Source organism: Pseudomonas sp. GM60 (genome assembly GCF_000282415.1).
GTDB classification, from domain to species: Bacteria; Pseudomonadota; Gammaproteobacteria; order Pseudomonadales; family Pseudomonadaceae; genus Aquipseudomonas; species Aquipseudomonas migulae.
The window spans coordinates 120,932-140,514 of record NZ_AKJI01000030.1 but is presented as its reverse complement, the minus strand read 5'-3'; the positions used below and the strand labels follow the sequence as shown (position 1 = coordinate 140,514).

17 protein-coding genes are annotated in these 19,583 nt (G+C 61.0%); 1 reads left to right on the top strand and 16 read right to left on the bottom strand.

Features of this window, described 5'->3' with window-relative positions:
• Positions 1-47: 47 nt before the first annotated feature.
• Positions 48-938, top strand: a complete 891-nt coding sequence (locus PMI32_RS21995) for a site-specific integrase (protein ID WP_008026453.1) — start codon at positions 48-50, stop codon at positions 936-938.
• Here PMI32_RS21995 and PMI32_RS22000 read toward each other — a convergent pair.
• The 16 genes from PMI32_RS22000 to PMI32_RS22075 all read right to left on the bottom strand — a co-directional run bounded on the left by PMI32_RS22000 (position 935) and on the right by PMI32_RS22075 (position 19,554).
• Positions 935-2,005 (bottom strand): ABC transporter ATP-binding protein, encoded by a 1,071-nt coding sequence (locus tag PMI32_RS22000; RefSeq protein ID WP_008026452.1) that lies wholly within the window; start codon positions 2,003-2,005, stop codon positions 935-937. The two genes, PMI32_RS21995 and PMI32_RS22000, sit on opposite strands and share 4 nt — an antisense overlap.
• On the bottom strand, positions 2,002-3,600 hold the full coding sequence (locus PMI32_RS22005) for an ABC transporter permease (protein ID WP_032828628.1): 1,599 nt from the start codon (positions 3,598-3,600) through the stop codon (positions 2,002-2,004). The genes PMI32_RS22000 and PMI32_RS22005 overlap by 4 nt, the downstream gene beginning before the upstream one ends.
• 3 nt (positions 3,601-3,603) lie before the next feature.
• Complete coding sequence (locus PMI32_RS22010; RefSeq protein WP_008026448.1) at positions 3,604-4,617, bottom strand: iron ABC transporter substrate-binding protein; 1,014 nt, start codon at positions 4,615-4,617, stop codon at positions 3,604-3,606.
• Positions 4,618-4,809: 192 nt separating this feature from the next.
• The gene (locus tag PMI32_RS22015; RefSeq protein ID WP_008026446.1) at positions 4,810-5,565 is read right to left on the bottom strand and encodes an ABC transporter ATP-binding protein; all 756 of its coding nucleotides are present in this window, start codon (positions 5,563-5,565) and stop codon (positions 4,810-4,812) included.
• A complete protein-coding gene (locus PMI32_RS22020) occupies positions 5,559-6,620 on the bottom strand; it encodes a FecCD family ABC transporter permease (protein WP_008026444.1) in 1,062 nt (353 codons plus the stop codon). The genes PMI32_RS22015 and PMI32_RS22020 overlap by 7 nt, the downstream gene beginning before the upstream one ends.
• Positions 6,617-7,804 carry an ABC transporter substrate-binding protein gene (locus PMI32_RS22025; RefSeq protein WP_008026442.1) on the bottom strand — a complete coding sequence of 396 codons (1,188 nt, stop codon included), beginning with the start codon at positions 7,802-7,804 and terminating at the stop codon, positions 6,617-6,619. Before PMI32_RS22025 ends, PMI32_RS22020 begins: the two co-directional genes overlap by 4 nt.
• A gap of 65 nt (positions 7,805-7,869) precedes the next feature.
• A complete protein-coding gene (locus PMI32_RS22030) occupies positions 7,870-10,299 on the bottom strand; it encodes a TonB-dependent receptor (RefSeq protein WP_008026440.1) in 2,430 nt (809 codons plus the stop codon).
• 102 nt (positions 10,300-10,401) lie between these two features.
• Positions 10,402-11,379 (bottom strand): FecR domain-containing protein, encoded by a 978-nt coding sequence (locus PMI32_RS22035; RefSeq protein ID WP_008026438.1) that lies wholly within the window; start codon positions 11,377-11,379, stop codon positions 10,402-10,404.
• Complete coding sequence (locus tag PMI32_RS22040) at positions 11,380-11,895, bottom strand: sigma-70 family RNA polymerase sigma factor (protein WP_008026436.1); 516 nt, start codon at positions 11,893-11,895, stop codon at positions 11,380-11,382. It abuts the gene before it with no gap.
• 77 nt (positions 11,896-11,972) lie between these two features.
• Complete coding sequence (locus PMI32_RS22045) at positions 11,973-13,217, bottom strand: MFS transporter (RefSeq protein ID WP_008026434.1); 1,245 nt, start codon at positions 13,215-13,217, stop codon at positions 11,973-11,975.
• Between the two features lie 79 nt (positions 13,218-13,296).
• On the bottom strand, positions 13,297-13,857 hold the full coding sequence (locus tag PMI32_RS22050) for a PqiC family protein (RefSeq protein ID WP_008026433.1): 561 nt from the start codon (positions 13,855-13,857) through the stop codon (positions 13,297-13,299).
• Positions 13,858-13,874: 17 nt separating this feature from the next.
• Positions 13,875-15,530 (bottom strand): PqiB family protein, encoded by a 1,656-nt coding sequence (locus PMI32_RS22055; RefSeq protein WP_008026432.1) that lies wholly within the window; start codon positions 15,528-15,530, stop codon positions 13,875-13,877.
• Positions 15,511-16,161, bottom strand: coding sequence for a paraquat-inducible protein A (locus PMI32_RS22060; protein WP_008026429.1), 651 nt, complete (start codon positions 16,159-16,161; stop codon positions 15,511-15,513). Before PMI32_RS22060 ends, PMI32_RS22055 begins: the two co-directional genes overlap by 20 nt.
• On the bottom strand, positions 16,158-16,754 hold the full coding sequence (locus PMI32_RS22065) for a paraquat-inducible protein A (RefSeq protein ID WP_008026427.1): 597 nt from the start codon (positions 16,752-16,754) through the stop codon (positions 16,158-16,160). Before PMI32_RS22065 ends, PMI32_RS22060 begins: the two co-directional genes overlap by 4 nt.
• Positions 16,755-17,167: 413 nt before the next feature.
• The gene (locus tag PMI32_RS22070; RefSeq protein WP_008026426.1) at positions 17,168-18,469 is read right to left on the bottom strand and encodes an NAD(P)/FAD-dependent oxidoreductase; all 1,302 of its coding nucleotides are present in this window, start codon (positions 18,467-18,469) and stop codon (positions 17,168-17,170) included.
• Entirely contained in the window at positions 18,466-19,554 is a 1,089-nt protein-coding gene (locus PMI32_RS22075; protein WP_008026423.1) for a polyamine ABC transporter substrate-binding protein, read from the bottom strand. The genes PMI32_RS22070 and PMI32_RS22075 overlap by 4 nt, the downstream gene beginning before the upstream one ends.
• Between the last annotated feature and the right edge of the window lie 29 nt (positions 19,555-19,583).

The following is a 19,583-nucleotide window of genomic DNA, read 5'->3' as shown; positions in this document are numbered from 1 at the left end:
TTTTGATTGACTTACCTGTTGCTGATTCAACTGCTGCAAAGAGCCCGATGACCGTGTATCTGGCGCGACTGGCGCCGTCCAGCCAACTGACCATGCGTTATGTGTTGCAGGATGCCGCCGACCGTCTGGGCTTCGAAGACATGAACGTCGAGGAAATTCCCTGGCACGAGCTTCAGCCCGAGGATGTGATCGCGCTGGTCGCGGCACTGCGTGAGGATGGCTACGCGCCGAATACGTCGTCGCTGTACGTCAACGCTGTGCGCGGGGTGATGAACGAAGCATGGCGCATGAGCCTGATCAGCCAGGAACACTTGCTGAAAATGCGTTCGGTCAAAGGAATTGCCGGAACGCGACTGTCCCAGGGGCGCAACCTGCGGCGCTCGCTGATTCAGGAAATGATGGCGGTCTGTGCCGCGGACCCACGGCCACAGGGCCTGCGAGACGCGGCGATCATCGGGATTCTGTATGGCTCGGGCATGCGCAAGTCGGAATCAGTGAACCTGGACCTCGATCAGGTGGATTTCACCGAGCGCAGCCTGCGGGTGACCGCCAAAGGCAACAAGCAACTGATCAAATACGCACCGGCCTGGGCATTCGCCAAGCTGGATGCCTGGCTGGAGCTGCGCCGCTCGCAACTCAAGGACGGCGAAGTGGACGATCCGTTCCTGTTCAATCGCATTCGCCGTGGCAGCCACATCACCCGTGAGCGCATCACCAAGCACGCGATCTATTACATCGCCCGCCAGCGCGGTGCGCAGGTCGGGGTGAAGATCATGCCTCACGATTTTCGCCGCTCGTTCATTACCCGGGTGATCGAGGAGCATGACCTGTCGATCGCGCAGAAACTCGCTCATCACAGCAATATCCAGACAACCGCCAACTACGACGTGCGGGATGACAACGAGCGGCGACGGGCCGTGGATCGTTTCGACCTTTAAGCTTCGCTCAACACGTGGGCGTGACCGATGGTCGAGACGTGCACCGCACTGCCGGTGGGGGGCGCGTACAGGCCCGAACTGCGCACCATGAGTGTGCGGCCGGGCTGCTCGGCGGATGGCAGCGACTCCAGTTCCACGGTCAAGGTGCAGGTATTGCCGCTGAAATCCCGCTCGGTCACCACCGCGCGACACCCGGTGGCCTCCACCGCGCTCGGCACGATGCCGACCACCTGCAGCTGCTCGGGCCGCAGCATGATCTGCGCGCAACGGTTGTTGCGATGGTTGTTGACCGGGATCCGCCCCAGATCACAATGCGCCCAGCCAGCCTCGATCCTGGCGGGCATGACCACCGCATCGCCGAGAAACAGCGCGGTTTGTTCGTCACCGGGGTAGCGGTAGAGGTCCAGTGGATGACCTGACTGCACCAGTTGGCCCTCGCGCATGACCGCCAGTTGATCGGCAAATGACAGCGCCTCGCTTTGGTCATGGGTCACCAGGATGGTGGTGACCCCGGCGTCTGCCAGCAACCGCGCGACCAGTTTGCGCATGGCCGCGCGCAAGCCGGTGTCGAGCGCGGAAAACGGCTCATCAAGCAACATCAGGCGCGGCTGTTGCGCCAGTGCCCGTGCCAGAGCCACACGTTGTTGCTGGCCGCCGGAAAGCTCGTGGGGCCAACGATTGGCCATGCTGGAATCCAGTGCGACGCTGTCCATCAGTTCAGCAATTCGCTCCTGTTTTTGCGCACCTTTGATCGACAGGCCGAAACCGATGTTGGCGGCGACGGTCATGTGCGGGAACAGGGCGCCGTCCTGCGGGACATAACCTATCTGACGTTGGTGCGCCGGGACTTCGTGGGTGTCGTCCACCAACGTCTGGCCGTTGAGTGTCAGGCGACCCCAGTCCGGAAACTCGAAACCGGCGATCATGCGCAACAAGGTGGTTTTGCCCGAACCGGAAGGCCCGACGATCACCGTGCGGCTGCCCGTTGGCACCGACAGGCTGATGTTTTCCAGGGCGCGTTGCGAGCCATAGGATTTGCAGATCGAATGCAGTTCAAGAGCGTTCATCGGCCAGCCGTTTTTTTGGATTGGTGATAGAGGAGCCCGGTCAACGGAAGTGACAGCAGGATCATCAGCAAGGCATATGGCGCGGCAGCGGCGTAGTCGATCTCGCTGGTCAACGCCCAGAACCCGGTCGCCAGCGTGCGCGTGCCGTTCGGCGCGAGCAGCAAGGTGGCGGTCAATTCATTGGTGATCGCCAGAAACACCAGCGCGGCACCCGCGGCTGCACCGGGCGCGGCGAGGCGCAGGGTAATCAGCCACAGTGCGCGGCCGGGCGAGCGACCGAGACTGCGCGCGATGTTCTCCAGCTCCACCGGCGCCTGGGCGATGCCCGCCCGCAAGCTGACCAGCGCACGGGGTAAAAACATCAGCATATACGCCAGCAGCACGGTGATCGTGGTCTGATAAATCGGCCGGGCGAAATGTACCGTGACGGTCACCAAGGCCAGGGCGACCACAATGCCCGGCAATGAGCTGGTGATGTAGTTGCAGCTTTCGAGGACCCGTTGCAGTCGCCCCGGCGAGCGGATCGACAGCCAGGCAATCGGGATTGCCGCGCAGGTGGTGAGGGCCGCACCCGCAATCCCCAGCAGCAACGTCTGTTGCAGTGCCGGTATCAAGTCGTCCATCTGCCAGACGTGCACACCACCGGCGATCAGCCACTTGCCCAAGGTGATCAACGGCACCCCGAGCGCGAGGGCGCAGGTCACGATTTGCAAGGTCAGCGCGAGCACCGTGGGCACCTTTTTCAGGCGCACGAGCTGCTGCTCCCGGGCGCTGCCGGAACCCACGCGGGCATAACGCGCATTGCCACGCGCCGTCGATTCGACGGTGAGCATCGCCAGGCAGCACAGCGCGAGAACACTGGCCAGCATGTGCGCGGCAGGTCCGTTGAAGGTGGATTTGAACTGATCGAAGATCGCCGTGGTGAAGGTGTCGAAGCGGATCATCGCGTACAGGCCATATTCGGCCAGCAGGTGCAGCCCCACCAGCAAGGCGCCGCCGCAAATGGCCAGGCGCAATTGCGGCAGCACGACGCGAAAAAACACGGCCCAGGGCTTGAGCCCCATCGATTGAGCGACATCTTCAATGGCTGGATCGAGCCGACGCAAGGTCGCCGCAATAGGCAAGTAGAGGAAGGGGAAGTAGGCGATGACCGACACCAGAACCCCGGCAAACAGCCCGTGAATCGGCGGCACCAGGCTGACCCAGGCATAGCTGTGGACGAATGCCGGAACCGCCAGCGGCGCGGTCGCCAGTAACGACCACCAGCGTCGCCCCGGCAGATCGCTGCGCTCGGTCAGCCAGGCCAGTGTCACGCCCAGCGCGATGCACAAGGGGATCGTGATCAACACCAGCAACACCGTATTGATCAACAGCTCGCCAACCCGAGGCCGAAACACCAGCGCCAGCAAGGTCGACCAGCCAGTTTGTACGGACACGCCGATGACAAAGGCGATGGGCAGCAGCGCGAGCAGAGAAACCAGCACCGACAAACCGATCACCCACGCACCGCCGCGACCCACGAACAATCCGCGGGAACGGCGGCGTAAAGTTGCGGGAATCGCCTCAGCGACGCCCGCGGGTAATGTTTCAGGTATCAATTAGAGCAGTCCGGCCTGAGTCATCAGCTCCACGGCTTTTTTACTGTCGAGTTTCGAGGCGTCGACTTTCGGCGCGTCGAGCTGCTGCAGCGGCACCAGTTTGGGGTTGGATTCAGCGTTCTTGCCTACAGCGTATTCATAGGAGTTGCCGGTCTTGAGGATCGCCTGGCCGTCTTTGCCGGTGACCCACTTCAGGAACGCCTGGGCTTGATCCTTGTGTTGGCTGGACGCCAGGACACCGCCACCGGAAATACTCACAAACGCGCCCGGGTCTTTGTGCTTGAAGTAGTGCAGGGCGGTGTTCTTGCTGTTCTCGCCGGTCTTGGCCTGATCACCGAAGCGGTAATAGTGATAAATCACGCCGCTGTCAATTTGCCCGGCGTTGACCGCTTTGAGCACTGAGCTGTTGCCCCGGTACGCGGTAAAGTTGTTTTTCATGCCCTTCAGCCACTCAAGCGTGGCGGCTTCGCCCTTGAGCTCCAGCACGGCGGCGACAATCGCCTGGAAGTCGGCACCGGCCGGCGAGGCCGCCCAACGGCCTTTCCACTTGGCGTCGGCGAGGTCCATCAGCGACTTCGGCAATTCGGCTTCAGGCAGTTTGCCCGGGTTGTAGACAAACACCGTGGAGCGCGCCGCGATCCCGACCCATTTGCCATGGGCCGGACGGTAGGCTGCGTCGACTTGCTCCAGGGTGGTCGGCGCCACTGGCGCAAACAGCCCGGCGTTGTCCACCAGCACCATGGCCGGGGAGTTTTCGGTCAGGAACACGTCAGCCGGGGAGGCCGCGCCTTCCTGCACGATCTGATTGCCCATTTCCGTGTCGTCGCCATTGCGTATCGTGACCTTGATCCCGGTTTCCTTGGTAAAACCTTCGACCCAGGCTTTGGTCAGGCTTTCGTGCTGGGCGTTGTAGACCACGATACCGTCGGCATCGGCGGCGTAGACGTGGCCGGCGCTCAGCAGGGCAGTGGCCAGCAGGGCTTTTTTCAGGAAAGAGGGGATATGGCGATTCATGCTTCGGGCAGCTCCTGTTTTTTTGGGCGTCATGCGCAGGATTTCGCGGTTCAACCAATGCGAATCATTTGCATGTTTCGGATCGCTGGAATGTAGTGGGTACAATGAGAAAAAAACGTTAAATAAACCGTTAATACATGTCATTTTCATTCAGATTAGCAGTGACTCAGCCCCTTGCCCTGTCGATCTGATTCAAACGATGTCGTCGATCAGGATATGGCGCTGGCCACGGCTGCAAATCTCGATTCTGGCTTCGACCTCGTAGACATCGCGCAGCATCTGTTCGGTGATCACTTCATCGCTGGGGCCGCTCCCCCGGGACGTTCCATTGGCAATCACCAATACCTGATCGGCAAAGCGTAGCGCTTGATTCAGGTCATGAATGGCAATAAATACAATGACTTCGCGTTTTCGTGCCAGTGCGCGCATGAAGTTCAGCACTTGAACCTGCCGATGCATGTCCAGCGCGCTGGTCGGTTCGTCCATCAGCAGGATTTCCGGTTCGCGCACCAGCGTTTGTGCGATCGATACCAATTGCTGCTGCCCGCCACTGAGTTCACCGAGGTTGCGAAAGGATAGTTCGGTGATGCCGAGCGCGTCGAGAATCTGGTCCACGAGTTTCAGCTCGTCGTCGTGAACGACCCATCGCGGCGTCAGTTGTTTGCGGGCCAGCAGCACGGACTCATAGACGGTCAGCCGGGCACTGGCATTCAAGCCCTGAGGCATATAGCTGATGCCCTGCGGCCCCTTTTTCGAGCCCTGCAAGTTGACCTGTCCCGGGCCGTCGATCATCCCGGCCATGCGTTTGAACAGGGTGGATTTACCCGCTGCATTGGGCCCGACCACTGCGACCACCTGGCCACCGATAAACGTTGCCGTGGTCACGGCGCTAATGATTTCGCGCTGGCCATAGCGGGCGCCAAGGTTTTCAAGCTGGAGCTTCACCATGTGTTTTTCTTCCCGCCGAGGATCAAAGAGATGAAGAACGGCACGCCGATCAGCGAAGTGACCACGCCAATGGGGAAAATCGCACCGGGGATCAGGGTTTTGCTGACCACCGAACTGGCGGACAGAATCAGCGCACCGGTCAGCAATGACGCCGGCAAAAAGAACCGTTGATCTTCACCAATCAGCATCCGGGCAATGTGCGGGCCGACCAGCCCGATAAAACCGATGGTGCCGACGAAGGCCACCGGAAACGAGGCGAGCAGGCTGACCATGATCAGCGTCTGGAAGCGCAAGCTGCGCACGTTGATCCCAAAGCTCGCGGCTTTGTCATCGCCTAAGCGCAGGGCCGTCAGGGCCCAGGCCCGTTTGGCGAAGATCGGCAGGGTGATGAGGATCACCGCGCAAATCACCCCGAGTTTTGGCCAGGTGGCTTTGGTCAGGCTGCCCATGGTCCAGAACACCACGGCCGCCACCGCTTGCTCTGTGGCAAAAAACTGCACCAGTGCCAACAACGCGTTAAACGTAAACACCAGGGCAATGCCGAGCAACACGATGGTTTCGGCTGTTACGCCACGACGCATGCTCAGAAAGTGGATCAGCAGTGCGCAGAGCATGGCCATGATGAACGCGTTCAGCGGCACCATGTACTGCGCCGCCAGTGGAAACAGCGCCACCCCGAAAGCCAGCCCCATTGCCGCGCCAAAACTTGCGGCGGCAGAAAGGCCCAGGGTGAACGGGCTGGCCAGCGGGTTGTTGAGGATCGTCTGCATCTGCGCACCGGCCAGCGACAGCGCCGCGCCGACCGCAACCGCCATCAGCGCGACCGGCAAGCGGATATCCCACATCACCACCCGCACTTGCGCCGACGCCGTGTCCGGTGAAAACAGGGCGCCAAGCACCTCCCTCAGGCTGTAACTGGCCGGCCCCAGCGCCAGATCGAGCAGCACGCTGAACACCAGCAACACCGCCAGCGCCACCAGGATCAGCCGTTTTCGCAGGACCCGTTGACGGTACGTCACGCTCTGCGCAATAGGCAGTTCGCCTAACGAACTCATGGCTTGCCCCCGGTTTTCTCAAGGCTGACGAAGTAGCCCGGCTGGTAGGGCACGGGCAGGAAGCGCTCGTGGAGTTCGCGAAACGCGGCGTCGGGATCCAGATCGGCAAACAGCGCCGGATGGAACCACTTGGCCAATTGCTGGATGGCCACAAACTGATAGGGGCTGTTATAGAACTGGTGCCAGATGGCATGAAATGCTTGATCGTTCTGCGCCTTGATACCGGCGTAGGCGGGGCGTTGGGTATACCAGGCCAGTTTATGTCGTGCTTGTGTCAGGTCCGCGCCCGGTCCGACGCCCACCCAGCGACCGCCGGGCGCAAAGGCTTGCCAGTTGGCGCTGGTGACGACCACTTGGTCCGGGTTGGCGACGATCACCTGTTCGGGGTTCAACTGGCCAAAGGTGTTCACAATGATGCTTTTGGCGATGTTGTTGCCACCGGCCATGTCGACAAACAGGCCGAAATTCTCGTTGCCGAAACTAAGGCAGCAATCGTCGGTGTACCCACCGATTCGCTCGATGAACACCGTGGGCCGCGCAGGGTGTTTGGCCTCGATGACGTCGGTGACACGACGGATCTGTTGATTGCGGAAGTCGATAAACGCCTCGGCGCGCGCCTCCTTGCCAAACAACTGGCCGAACAGGCGCATGGTCGGCTCGGTGTTTTGCATCGGGTTGTTGCGAAAATCGACGTAGACCACCGGGATCCCCAGCGCGTCGAGCTTCTCGATGTAACGCGCATCTTCGGTGGCGTGTTGCGCTTCGATGTTCAGGACGATGACGTCCGGTTGTTGCGAGATCGCTTGCTCGATGTCGAAGGTGCCGTCCTCGAAGCCGCCGAAGGTGGGAATCCTGGCGATGTCGGGGAACTTGCGCAGGTAGGCGCCGTAAGTATCCGGGTCGGACTGAATCAAGTCCTTGCGCCAACCGACGATGCGCTCGATGGGGTTTTGCGTGTCCAGCGCGGCGACCAGGTACAACTGACGCCCTTCGCCGAGTATCACCCGCCTGACCGGGAGGTGAACCTTGACCTTGCGGCCCAGCAGGTCAGTGACCGTGACGGCGGCGGGATCCGGATTCGCCGCGAGCGCGGTGCGTGGTGCCAGAGAAAACCCCACCACGCCCAGCAGCCCCGCCAATAGCAGGGCCGCGAAGGCGTGGCGGCGTGGATGAACAGATGCCATGGTTGAAACCTTTGCAGGTAGCCAGACAGGGCAACGGCTCAGGCCGTTGCCCGGGGCTGAACGTTTCAGAAGTCGACGGTGGCCGACAGTTGCAGGGTGCGCGGCGAACCTTGTGAGAAGGCGCCATAGGACGCGACACCGGACCAGTACTCACGGTCGAAAACGTTCTGCACTGTGGCCCGGAACGTGGTCGGACGCTCGGCGATGCGCGTGGCGTAACGTGCGCCAACATCGAAGCGGGTCCAGGGGTCGAGTTCCTGGGTGTTGGCCTGGTTGACGTATTGGCTGCCGGTGTAGATCGCGCCGCTGGTCAGGGTCAAACCTTCGATCCACGGCGTATCCCACTCGGCCCACAAGTTGGCCTGGACCTCGGGCACGCCCACCGGCTTGTTGCCGCGATTGGCGACGGTTGCGGTCTTGGTCAGTTCAGCGTCGAGGACGGTGACGCCACCGAGCAGGCGAGTGCCTTGGGCGATCTCGCCAAACACGTTCAACTCTACGCCCCGGTTGCGCTGTTCACCTTGTACCGAGAACACGCCGGAGGCCAGCTCGCCGCTGGGTTTCTTGATCTGGAACAGGCTGAGCGTGGAGGTGAAGGTGCCGTAGTCGACCTTGACCCCGACTTCCTGCTGGCGGGAAATGTACGGCGCGAAGATCTCGCCGGAGTTCGACGCGGTGGCCGGGGCGATGTCGCCCTTGCTCAAGCCTTCGATGTAGTTGTAGTAGAACGACACGTGGTCCCAGGGCTTGACCACCACCCCGAACAGCGGCGTGGTTTCGCTTTCGTCGTAAGACGTGGTGACGGCGCCGGCCGCATTGAAGTTGTCGGATTCGATGTTCTGCTTGCGCAGGCCGACAGTGACCTGCAAGCGCTCATCCAGTACCGAAAGGGTGTCGGCCAGCGCCACGCCCGACAGTTCTGTCTCGGAAACTTTGAGGGCATCCGGTTCGGCAATGGACGGTTTCGGACGGTCGATCGGGTGGTACATGTTCGACAGCACGGCCGGGCCGGAGATGATGCCGCGTTTCAGTTCGTCGCGATAACGGGTGACCTGCAACGTGGTGCTGTGGCTGATCGGGCCGGTGTCGAAGCGCAGGCGGGCACCAGCGTCGACGGTGTAGCGCTCGACTTCGAACTTGTAGTAGCCCGGGATTGAAGAGGTGTCACCCGCGTTGTTGAGAATGGTGGGAGTCTGATCAGACATCCGCTTCACGTCCGACCGGCCGCCACCGGCGTGGGCAAACACGGTCAAGGCGTCGTTGAGGTCGTACTCGGCACCAAGCAGGGCCGATTTATCGCGGGTTTCGGCCCAACCCCAGTCCTGGCTCACGTTGGTGCGGCCGTTGGCGGCGGAGGGAATCTCCACGCCCGAGGCGATGAGGAACGGACGGGATGCGGCGTCGAATTGTTCTTTCTGGCTGATCAGGTCCAGGGTGGTTCGCAGACGATCACCCTGATAGTCCAGGGAGATGGCGCCGATGTCGACGTCACGAGATTGATCGTCGATGGCCGTGTCACCTTGCTGGGTGCTGCCGTTGACGCGCACACCGAAGCGACGTTCTTCGCCGAAGCGTCGGCTGACATCGATGTGCCCGCCGATCTGCGAATCCATGGCGTAGCTGGCGGTGAAACGGGTCAGGTCCTCATCGAGAGAACGCTTGGGGACTACGTTGATCACGCCACCGACACCACTGTTGGGCGACATGCCGTACAGCAGGGCGCCGGGGCCCTTGATCACTTCGATACGCTCGGCGTATTCGGTGAAGACCCGGTAGTTGGGTGCAACGCCATACACCCCGTCGAATGCCAGTTCGCCGAGGTTGCCTTCGCCCACCGGGAAACCGCGAATGAAGAAGGAATCGACAATGCCGCCGGTCTGGCCAGTGGAGCGTACCGAGGAGTCGCGCTCCAGCACATCGGCCACTGTCACGGCCTGCTGATCTTTCATCAGCGTCGAGGTGTAGTTGCTGACGCTGAACGGCGCGTCCATCACGTCCTTGTTGCCCAGCATGCCGAGACGCCCGCCACGGGCGACCTGACCGCCCGGGTAGGCTGGCGGCAAGCTGCCCTTGCGACCGTCGGTGCCGTTGATCGTGGTTTCGGCAAGGGTCAGGTCACCCTCGCTGTTGGCCGGGATCGGCGCCAGGGTGTAGCTGCCATCAGTGCGCGGCACTATTTGCAGACCGCTGCCGGACAACAGTCGGGTGATCGCTTCCTGGGTCGAGTACGTGCCGGAAAGCCCCGGACTCATCAGGCCCTCGGTCATCGATGGCTGGAATGACAGCGCAATGCCGGCGTCCACCGCGAACTTCGACAAGGTTGCCCCCAGCGGGCCGGGGGCAATGCTATAGGCGCGGGTCGCAGTGGCATCCAGTGACGCTGGCGCGGCAAGGGCAACGGGGCAGGCGACGCCGGTCAGGGCAAGGCTTAGCAACGCGCTGCGGATAGCCAGCTTGAGTGAGCGATCCGAACGCAGAGGGCGTGCAACGAACATGGAGTGATGACCCTTTCGACGAGGTTGAGAAGTTCTTCCTTTCCTTGCCAGTCGAGATCAAAAAAAGTATCACCCGCTCAGCCATTTTTTTTTGCGCGAGGTTCAGGCGGGGGAGAGCGTCACCCAATAACCGCTCAAGTGGCCGGTTGCGAGCACCGGGTAGGTTTGCACCAGCATGTTCAAGGTGCGTTGGGTATCGCTGATGGGGAACGCGCCAGAAATGCGCAGATCGGCAATCGCCGGATCACAACGCACGAAGCCTTTGCGATAACGCGCCAGTTCCGCGATGAAGTCGGCCAGACGCATGTTGTCAGCCATCAGCATGCCTTGGGTCCAGGCGCTGACGGAGCGGTCCACCGGGTTCAACAGGCCGAAAGCCTGCGATGAAAAGTCGGTGCGTTGCCCGGCATTGACGATCAAGGGCGTTACGCCGTTGCCACCGGGCAGTTCAACCCTGACAGCGCCGTCCAGTACCGCGAGCTGAGTGCGGGTTTGCAGTTCGCGCACCGTAAACCGCGTGCCCAATGCCTGCATTCGCCCCTGACGGGTGGTCACCAGAAACGGTCGGGACTGGGGGGCGACATCCGGCGCGGTCTGCACCAGGATTTCACCTTCACGCAAATTGATCAGCCGTTGACGGGCGTCGAACAGCACATCGATCGCCGAATCGGTGTTGAGGGTAATGCGCGAACCATCGGCCAGCGTCAACTCGCGTTGCTGGCCCACGGCGGTCCGGTAGTCGGCCGACCATTGCTGGGATTCAACCAGCTTCCAACTGCCCCAGCCGGCGGGTAACACGGCCAGCATTATCGCCAGTTTGCCGAGGGCCACGCGGCGCTCGGGATTGCTCGGGCGATCCAGCGCCGACATCGCCAATGACGGGGGCAGGCCGCCCAGCTTGCTTTGCAGCAGTTGGGCGCGGCCCCAGGCGCGGCTGCGTTCAGGGCTGCTGACGCGCCAGCATTCCCACTCGGCGCGTTCGATATCGTCAAGGTCGCCTTCGCTGATGCGCATCAGCCACTCGGCCGCTTCGTCGAGTACTTGTGGATCAATCTGAGTGGGCGTGGCGTAGGTCGACATTCATTCCACCAGCATCAGGCATTGAACGAAGGCCTGTTTCATGTAGCGCTTCACGGTGATCAGCGACACGTCCAGTTGCGTGGCGATGTCGTCGTATTTCAGCCCGCTGATCTGCGACAACAGGAACGCGCGTTTGACCAGCGGCGGCAGGGCGTCGAGCATCGCGTCGATTTCATGCAGGGTTTCCAGCACGATGAAACGCAATTCGGGCGAGGGCGCTTCAGGGGCAGGCAACAGCGCCAGGGCATCCAGATAGGCGCGTTCAAGCGCCTTGCGCTGATACCAATTGACCAGAATGCCCTTGGCCACACAGCTCAGGTAGGCGCGGGGCTGTTCAATGACCGCGACCCTGGAAGCCAGTATGCGTGTGAAGGTGTCTTGCGCCAGGTCCGCCGCATCCATGGCGTTGCCCAGTTTTTTGCGCAGCGTGGCGTACAACCAGCCGTGATGGCCGGTATAGAGAGCCTCGATCGCGCGCAGGTGATTGTGATGAGTCGCGGGCAGGGTATCGCTCATGGATGATAATTTTTAGCGATTGAGAAGTATTCCCAATCCTAAGTGACTGCACCCCTGCGGCGCAAGGGGGAGGCTGATCAGTCGCAGCGTGGCGCTTCGTCCGGTTGCAACAGTACTGATCGATAACGCAAGGCGACAATGAGCACCAAGGCCATTGCGTAGGCGAGGCAAACGGTCAGATAGGTGTATTGCAGGCCGTAGACCTGACTGAGCAAACCGCCCAGGGAAATACCTGCGATGGAGGCCAGTTGCGCAGTGCTCTGAGCCACACCCAGTACATAACCCTGTTGTGAACTGTCGACCGTTTTGGAAATCAGCGCCATCAGCACCGGCGTCGTGGCGCCCAGCAGCACGCCCCATAGGAAGTAGGCGATGACAAACACTGCCGGGTTTCGGGTAAGGCCGGCAACGCCGGTCAGGCCGATGCAGCCAATGACAACCCAGGACATTCGCTGCAGGGTTTGCTGTTGGGTTCGGTGTTCGAAGTAGCGTGCCCAGCGTGTCGCCGAAAGGATGAAGCCCAGTGCCAGCAAGCCGTAACACAGGCCCGTGACCGAGTTGCCAACCTCAAACACCGAGCTGACGTACAACGAAAACGATGTCTGCGGCAGCATCCGCGCCAACAGCAGAATGCCCATGACGCCCAACAGCGACATCAGGGGGGAACCCTGCCACACGCCGCGGGCTCGAGTCGGCTGCGGCGCCGCATCCACCACCGGCGTTTTTTTCACGGGCGGTACATCCGGCAACGTCACGGCCGCCACCACGGTGCACACCGCGCAGAGCGCCGAAGCGATGAGATTGATCCAGAAAAAAGTCGCGTAATCGAGAATCAGACCGCCAACCACTGCGCCGAGCAACGAGCCGACGTTGGTGGAGATTTGCAGGATCGCAAACAGGCGGGCCCGCCGTGATGGCGCCTCGATACTGACCCCGTAAGCCTGGGCTGGCGCGATATACCCGGCAAAGGCGCCTTGCAGGAAGCGCAGCAGCAGAATCACCCAGATATCGCTGCACAGCGCCAACCCCAACTGAGTCAACGACAAACCGGCCAAGGCACGAATCATCATCAACTTGTGGCCATAACGGTCGCCGATCCGGCCCCAGAAGGCGCTGGTCAGCATGATGCCCAGCATCGGGCCGACGTACACGGCGATGCTGGCGAAACTGAACAGCGATTCCGACGTGGTCAGCCCGCGCAGGTAGACCGGCCAGAACGGGCCGCTCATTTCCATCGCACCCATGGAGATGAGCTGGATCGTGAACAGAAGATAAATCAGGATTCTGACGCTGGAACCCTGAAAAGTGCCTGAATGGAACATCGGTCAGCCTCGGTGGTTGGCCGGCATCCTACGTGCTTTGCCATCGAGGGAAAACCATATCGGGCGTTCTGTATCGGTGTCAGTTGGCAGATGGACAGCCTCGCTGCGCAGTGGTTGCCGCCTGGCTGATCAACGCGGCCAGGCGTTTGACGTTGTTTTGCTGGGCCACCACCAAGTCATCAATGGAGGGGCCTGAAGGCGTCTGCAAGGTGCTGCGGCACGTAATCAGCGTGCTATCGCCTTCGCCGGGATTGCGCAGGCGCCATTTGACGTCGATCAAACCGTACTGCCCGGGAATCGAGTCGAAGCGTTGCACCTCCAGGCGTACTGACACTCTTCGCTTCGGACTGCTGTTGGCCAGTTGATCCACCAGAGCACTGCGCAACTCGTCCACCAGACTCGCAGCCCACCATTGGGTTTCGAGAATTGCCACACCGCTGTTGCCCTGACGAATGACGATCTGCGGGCGATCGACCTGGGCCGGTACGCTGAGGCTTTCGATCTGGATTTCCCCGCCGTTGCCTCGTGCGGTGCCGCTCAATTGTGCCGGGGTCAGGGTGTGGAACTGAATCGGGTCACTGCGGCAGGCGGCGAGCAGTAGACACGCAGTGACCAAGGTAATCTTCAGCGGAAAAGCCATGGGTGTTGCTCCTGTGGTCAGTTGCGCGGTGGGCCCTGTAGGTCCGTCGGTGCTGCGTTATTGGGACGACCGCGAATCAGCGACTCTGGATGCCGGCCCAGGTAATCCGAGAGCTCACGCAGGGAGCGCGACATGCGCCCGAGTTCTTCCAGGGTCTGGGTCAATTGCTCGCGTTGCGGCGAGTCTTCAGCAAGGGTCGAGCTGGCCGATTGCAGGGTTTTGCTGACGTCTGCCAGGGTGGTTTGCACGCCAGGCAGGGTCTTGGCGTTGAATTGCGCGAGGCCCTTGCGCAGCTCTACGAGGTTGCTGTCGAGGTTGCCGGCGATGCGCTCGATGGGCAGTTGGTTGATCTTGGTGACCATGCCTTCGAGTTTTTCCTGCAATTGTTCGAGGCTGCCAGGAATGGTGGGAATGCTGACAGGGCGGGCGGTCGGGTCGAACACGACTTTCTCCGCTTTGGGGTAGAAGTCGAGTGCGATGTACAACTGGCCGGTCAACAGATTGCCGCTGCGCGCCTGGGCCCGCAGACCGTTTTCGATGAAGCTGCCCATCAACCGTACGCCGGCGGCTTCGTCATTGGGGTCATGCTTCAACGCTTCAAGCATTCTGGCGTGGGCCTGGCCGAGCCGTTGCGGGTAGATCACGATGCCGACGTTGACCGGAAAGCTGCGTTTTTTCGGGTCGAAATCCAGATTGACTGACACGACCCTGCCGAACTCGATGCCGAGGAATTCCACCGGTGCACCGACCTTCAGCCCGCGCAATGCCTGGTCGAAACGCAAACTCAGGAACTGCGCCTTGCCGCTGGGCGGGGCGAGGGCGGTTTGCTGGTCTTCGAACAGCTCGAAGCCTTTGTCCTCCAGCGCCGGTTTATCGTTGGGGCTGTATTCCGGAGCCCTGAACGTGATGCCGCCCACCAATATGGACGAGAGCGACTCGGTCTTCACCGAAAAACCGTTGGCGCCGACGTTGACATCGATGCCGCTGGCATTCCAGAACCGGGTGTTATCGGTGACGAAGGCATCGTTGGGCGAATGGATAAAGACTTCGAGGTTTACCCCTTTGCCATCGGCATCCAGGGCATAGGCGACCACTTGGCCGACCGGAATTTTGCGGTAGTAGACGGGGGAACCAATGTCGAGCGAGCCCAGGTCCTGGGTGTGCAGCGTAAAGCGCTTTCCGGGTTCGCCATAGGTAATGGGGGGCGGATTTTCCAGCCCGGTGAAATTCTTCGACCGGGCATTGGCCTGGCCGATGTCGGCGCCAATGTAGTCCCCGGACAGCAGTGTATCGATGCCCGAGACGCCGCCAGCACCGATGCGGGGCCGCACCACCCAGAATTGCGAGTCTTCGCGGGTGAAACTTTCCGCCTGCTTGGACAGTTTGACGGTGGCGTTGACGCTTTTCTGGTCGTTGCTCAGTTCCACGTCGGAGACATGCCCGATCACCACGTTGCGGTATTTGACCTCGGTCTTGTTGGCGGTCAGGCCGCTACCGGTCTTGAACGTGACGGTAATGGTCGGTCCTTCCTGCAAAATGCTGTGCACTACCAGCGAAATACCCACCAGCACCGCGACAATCGGCACGATCCACACCAATGAAACGCTGTAGCGGCGGGTCTTGATGGGGGCCTGCCCGGGAGCTTGCGGCCCGTCAGCGGCTTGAGACTTCATCCATGACCTCCTCGTTTTCGGAATGTTGCTGATCCCAGATCAGACGTGGGTCGAAACTCATCGCCGACAGCATGGTGAACACCACCACCAGACCAAAAAACAGGATGCCCGCGCGCGGTTCGATATCGGCCAGCGCCTGGAACTTCACCAACGAAGCCACCAGGGCGACCACGATCACGTCGAGCATCGACCAATAACCGATGAGCTCGACGAAACGGTACATTTTTGAGCGCTCTTTGCGCGCCCAATCACTGTCGCGCTGAACGGTCACCAGCAATAACGTCAGGGCGACGAACTTGATGCCCGGCACCGCGATGCTGGCAATGAAAATGATCAGGGCGATGTCCCAGGCGCCGTGCTGCCAGAAATCCAGCACACCGCCCATGATTGTGCTGTCCGCGCCGCTGCCGACCATTTTGGTGTTCATCACCGGCAACACATTGGCCGGGATGTAAAACACCAACGATGTGATCAAGTAGGCCCAGGTTCGGGTCAGGGCGTTGGTTTTGCGCCGATGCAGCGGCGCACCGCAGCGTTCGCATTCGTGGGGTTCGCCGGTCATGTCACAGGCCAGGCCGCAGCTGTGGCAGAGACACAGGTTGAGTTCGCTGGCGACCGGTGGCGTGTTCATAAGACATCCCACAGTTCACGGACATCGCGCCCGGCGACGCGGATCATCATCAGGCTGAGAATGGCCAGGGCGAACAGGCCGATGCCGGGCAGGACGTCGAGCAACCCGGCGAGCTTGATCACCGCGACCATCGCCCCCAGCAGGCAGACTTCCAGCATGCTCCAGGGCCGCAGGGTTTCCAGCCAGCGCATACAGAATTTGAAACCCGGCGAACGATGGGAGGCGAGGGCAAAACTCAGGACCCAGATCAGCAGCAGCAACTGGAAAATCGGCGCGATGATCATGGCGATCGCCGCCACCATCGCGATGAAGGTAATCGGACCCAGACTCAGGGCCTGCACCGAATCCCACAGCGTCGCGCTGTTTTTCAGGCCTTGCAGGCTGATGCTCATGACCGGGTAGAAATTGGCGAATATCCACAGCATCAGCGCGGTGACGGTCAGCGCCAGCCGCTGCTCCACCGTCAGGCCGTTATAGCGCTGAAGCACGCCGCCGCAGCGCGTACAGAGGGTTTTCTGATGTTTGGCGAGCGTGACTTTTTGATACACGCAGTCGCAGTGCTCGCAGATGATCAGTTGGTCAGTCGTAGCCATAGGCCGCACTCGCCAGGAGGCAGGAAAGTCAGAGCACATCCTCAATATAGAAGTGCCTTGCGATTGAGCAAATTAAAAGGCGGACTAAGAGCCGGTTTGCTGGCGATCGGGCCTTGAGTCCTGCACTGATCTTTCGGCCGCCATCGCCAGCAAGCCGGCTCCTACAGGGTTTTGTGTTTACCCGGTGGATCGGCTGCGCACGGATATTGTAGGAGTCGGCTTGCCGGCGATCGGGCCTTGAGGTTTGCGGTGATGTTGAGGATGCCATCGCCAGCAAGCTGGCTCCTACAGGGGGTGGTGTTTACCCGATGGATCGGCTGCGCATGGCTATTGTAGGAGCCGGCTTGCTGGCGATTGGGCCTTGAGGTTTGCGGTTATCTTGGGGGCGCCATCGCCAGCAAGGAGTGGGTGTTTTAGCCGAGGATTTCGCGCAGGCGATACCAGAACATGCCGAGGGCCAGCAGCGGTGAGCGCAGCTTCGGGCCGCCGGGGAAGGTCATGTGGGGCACGGCGCTGAATATGTCAAAGCCTTGGCTGTGCCCGGCATGAATCGCTTCGCCCAGCAGTTTGGCGCACCAGTGGGTCACGTTCAGGCCGTGACCGGAATAACCCTGTGCGTAGAACACGTTCGGATGCTGGTTCAAGCGCCCGACCTGCGGGAAGCGATTGGCGGTAATACCAATCTTGCCGCCCCATTGATAATCAATGCGCACATCGGCCAGTTGCGGGAACACCTTGAGCATTTGCGGGCGCATGTAGGCGGCAATGTCTGCCGGATCACGCCCGGAATAATGGCAGGCACCGCCGAACAGCAAACGCCGGTCCGCCGAGAGCCGGTAGTAATCCAGGCCGACTTTCTGGTCACACAGCGCCAGGTTCTGCGGGATCAACTGCGTTGCGACGTCAGGCGCCAAAGGCTCGGTGGCGATGATGTAGCTGCCCGCCGGAAGCACCTTGCCGCTGAGCTTCGGTTCGAGTTCGTCCAGATGCGCGTTACACGCCAGCACCAAACTGCCTGCGCGCACCGTGCCCCCGGCACAACGCACCTGCACGGTATTGCCATGAATCAACTCCAGCACCGGGCTCTGTTCAAAGATCTGCACTCCAAGCGATCGCGCCAGTCGCGCTTCGCCGAGCACCAGATTGAGCGGGTGCAAGTGCCCGGATCCCATGTCCACCAGGCCACCGGCATACACGCCTGAGTTCACCACGTGCTCACGGATCTGCTCCGGCCCGACCAAGCGCGTCTCATGGGCGTAACCCGACTCGACAAGGCCTTCCTGCTCGGCCTTGAACGCCGCGAACTGTGCCTTGGTGTTGGCCAGTTCGCAAAAACCCCAGCGCAAATCGCAATCGATGCCGTGCTCGCGGATGCGCTTGCCCACCAGCTCCACCGATTCGGTTCCCGCGCGCTCCAGGTAACGCACGCCTTCTACACCGACGTGCCGGGCGAAACCGCTGACGTCATGGCCAATGCCGCGGATCAACTGACCACCGTTGCGCCCACTGGCGCCCCAGCCGATCCGTCGGGCTTCCAGCAAAATCACCGAGAGCCCGCGCTGAGCCAGTTCGATGGCCGTGTTGACCCCGGTAAACCCGCCGCCGATCACGCAGACATCGGCGACAAGGTCCTCTTCCAGCGCAGGGAAGGGCGTCAGCGTATGGGCCGATGCCGCGTAATAGGAACGCGCATGTTCGTGGTTGTACTGATTCATTTGTTGGACTTCACTTTGCTCCAGGAACGGGTCATCAGCCGCATGATCGCCTGGGGCGGGGTGGTCGAGATGTAGAGTTTGTCGAGCACTTCCTGAGGCGGGTAAACCTCGGGATTGTTCACCAACTCAGGGTCCATGAATTGCTTGGCGGCCGGGTTGGGGTTGGCGTAACCGACCGAAGCGCTGACCTTGGCGATCACTTGTGGGTCGAGCAGGTAGTTGATGAAGGCGTGCGCCTCTTTCGTGTTACTTGCGTCGGCAGGAATCGCCAGCAAATCGAACCACAGGTTGCTGCCTTCCTTCGGAATCGCGTAGGCGATGTTCACGCCGTTCTTGGCTTCCTTGGCGCGGTTGGCGGCCTGGAACACGTCGCCGGAATAACCGAACGCCACGCAGATGTCGCCGTTGGCCAGGTCCGACACGTACTTGGATGAGTGGAAGTAAGTGATGTAAGGCCGGATGCTCAGCAGCTTGGCCTCGGCCTTCTTGTAGTCCTCGGGATTTTCGCTGCGCGGGTCCATGCCCATGTAGTTGAGGATCGCGGGGAAGACTTCATCCGCCGAGTCCATCATCGACACGCCACACTGGCTGAGCTTCTTGATATTTTCCGGTTCGAACAGCACGGCCCAGGAGTCGATGTGATCGATGCCCAACACTTGCTTGACCTTGTCGACGTTGTAGCCGATGCCATTGGTGCCCCACAGGTAAGGCACCGAATGCTCGTTACCGGGATCGTTTTTCTCCAGTAGCGCCAGCAGTTTTGGGTCGAGGTTCTTGAAGTTCGGCAGCTGTGCGCGATCCAGCTTGAGGAACGCGCCGGCTTTCACCTGGCGCGCGAGGAAGTGGTTGGACGGCACTACCACGTCATACCCGGTACGACCGGCGAGCAGTTTACCCTCCAGGGTTTCGTTGGAGTCGAAAACGTCGTAGATCACCTTGATTCCGGATTTGGCCTGGAAGTCGGCGAGGGTGGTTTCGCCGATGTAATCGGTCCAGTTGTAGACGCTGACCTGTGGTTGAGCCTGGGCAACAGCGCTGAACAGCAGGGCCAGCGCGACCGGGACCACGGATTTCAATAGACGCATATCGACACCTCTTGGAGTTATTGGATTCT

What these genes read in the sequence shown, in the direction of transcription:
- PMI32_RS22035 (WP_008026438.1), bottom strand. Translation starts at nt 11,379, where the DNA reads ATGTCGACCTACGCCACGCCCACTCAGATTGATCCACAAGTACTCGAC.
- PMI32_RS22070 (WP_008026426.1), bottom strand. Translation starts at nt 18,469, where the DNA reads ATGAATCAGTACAACCACGAACATGCGCGTTCCTATTACGCGGCATCG.
- PMI32_RS22020 (WP_008026444.1), bottom strand. Translation starts at nt 6,620, where the DNA reads ATGAGTTCGTTAGGCGAACTGCCTATTGCGCAGAGCGTGACGTACCGT.
- PMI32_RS22075 (WP_008026423.1), bottom strand. Translation starts at nt 19,554, where the DNA reads ATGCGTCTATTGAAATCCGTGGTCCCGGTCGCGCTGGCCCTGCTGTTC.
- PMI32_RS21995 (WP_008026453.1), top strand. Translation starts at nt 48, where the DNA reads ATGACCGTGTATCTGGCGCGACTGGCGCCGTCCAGCCAACTGACCATG.
- PMI32_RS22030 (WP_008026440.1), bottom strand. Translation starts at nt 10,299, where the DNA reads ATGTTCGTTGCACGCCCTCTGCGTTCGGATCGCTCACTCAAGCTGGCT.
- PMI32_RS22060 (WP_008026429.1), bottom strand. Translation starts at nt 16,161, where the DNA reads ATGAACACGCCACCGGTCGCCAGCGAACTCAACCTGTGTCTCTGCCAC.
- PMI32_RS22040 (WP_008026436.1), bottom strand. Translation starts at nt 11,895, where the DNA reads ATGAGCGATACCCTGCCCGCGACTCATCACAATCACCTGCGCGCGATC.
- PMI32_RS22025 (WP_008026442.1), bottom strand. Translation starts at nt 7,804, where the DNA reads ATGGCATCTGTTCATCCACGCCGCCACGCCTTCGCGGCCCTGCTATTG.
- PMI32_RS22050 (WP_008026433.1), bottom strand. Translation starts at nt 13,857, where the DNA reads ATGGCTTTTCCGCTGAAGATTACCTTGGTCACTGCGTGTCTACTGCTC.
- PMI32_RS22010 (WP_008026448.1), bottom strand. Translation starts at nt 4,617, where the DNA reads ATGAATCGCCATATCCCCTCTTTCCTGAAAAAAGCCCTGCTGGCCACT.
- PMI32_RS22000 (WP_008026452.1), bottom strand. Translation starts at nt 2,005, where the DNA reads ATGAACGCTCTTGAACTGCATTCGATCTGCAAATCCTATGGCTCGCAA.
- PMI32_RS22055 (WP_008026432.1), bottom strand. Translation starts at nt 15,530, where the DNA reads ATGAAGTCTCAAGCCGCTGACGGGCCGCAAGCTCCCGGGCAGGCCCCC.
- PMI32_RS22065 (WP_008026427.1), bottom strand. Translation starts at nt 16,754, where the DNA reads ATGGCTACGACTGACCAACTGATCATCTGCGAGCACTGCGACTGCGTG.
- PMI32_RS22045 (WP_008026434.1), bottom strand. Translation starts at nt 13,217, where the DNA reads ATGTTCCATTCAGGCACTTTTCAGGGTTCCAGCGTCAGAATCCTGATT.
- PMI32_RS22015 (WP_008026446.1), bottom strand. Translation starts at nt 5,565, where the DNA reads ATGGTGAAGCTCCAGCTTGAAAACCTTGGCGCCCGCTATGGCCAGCGC.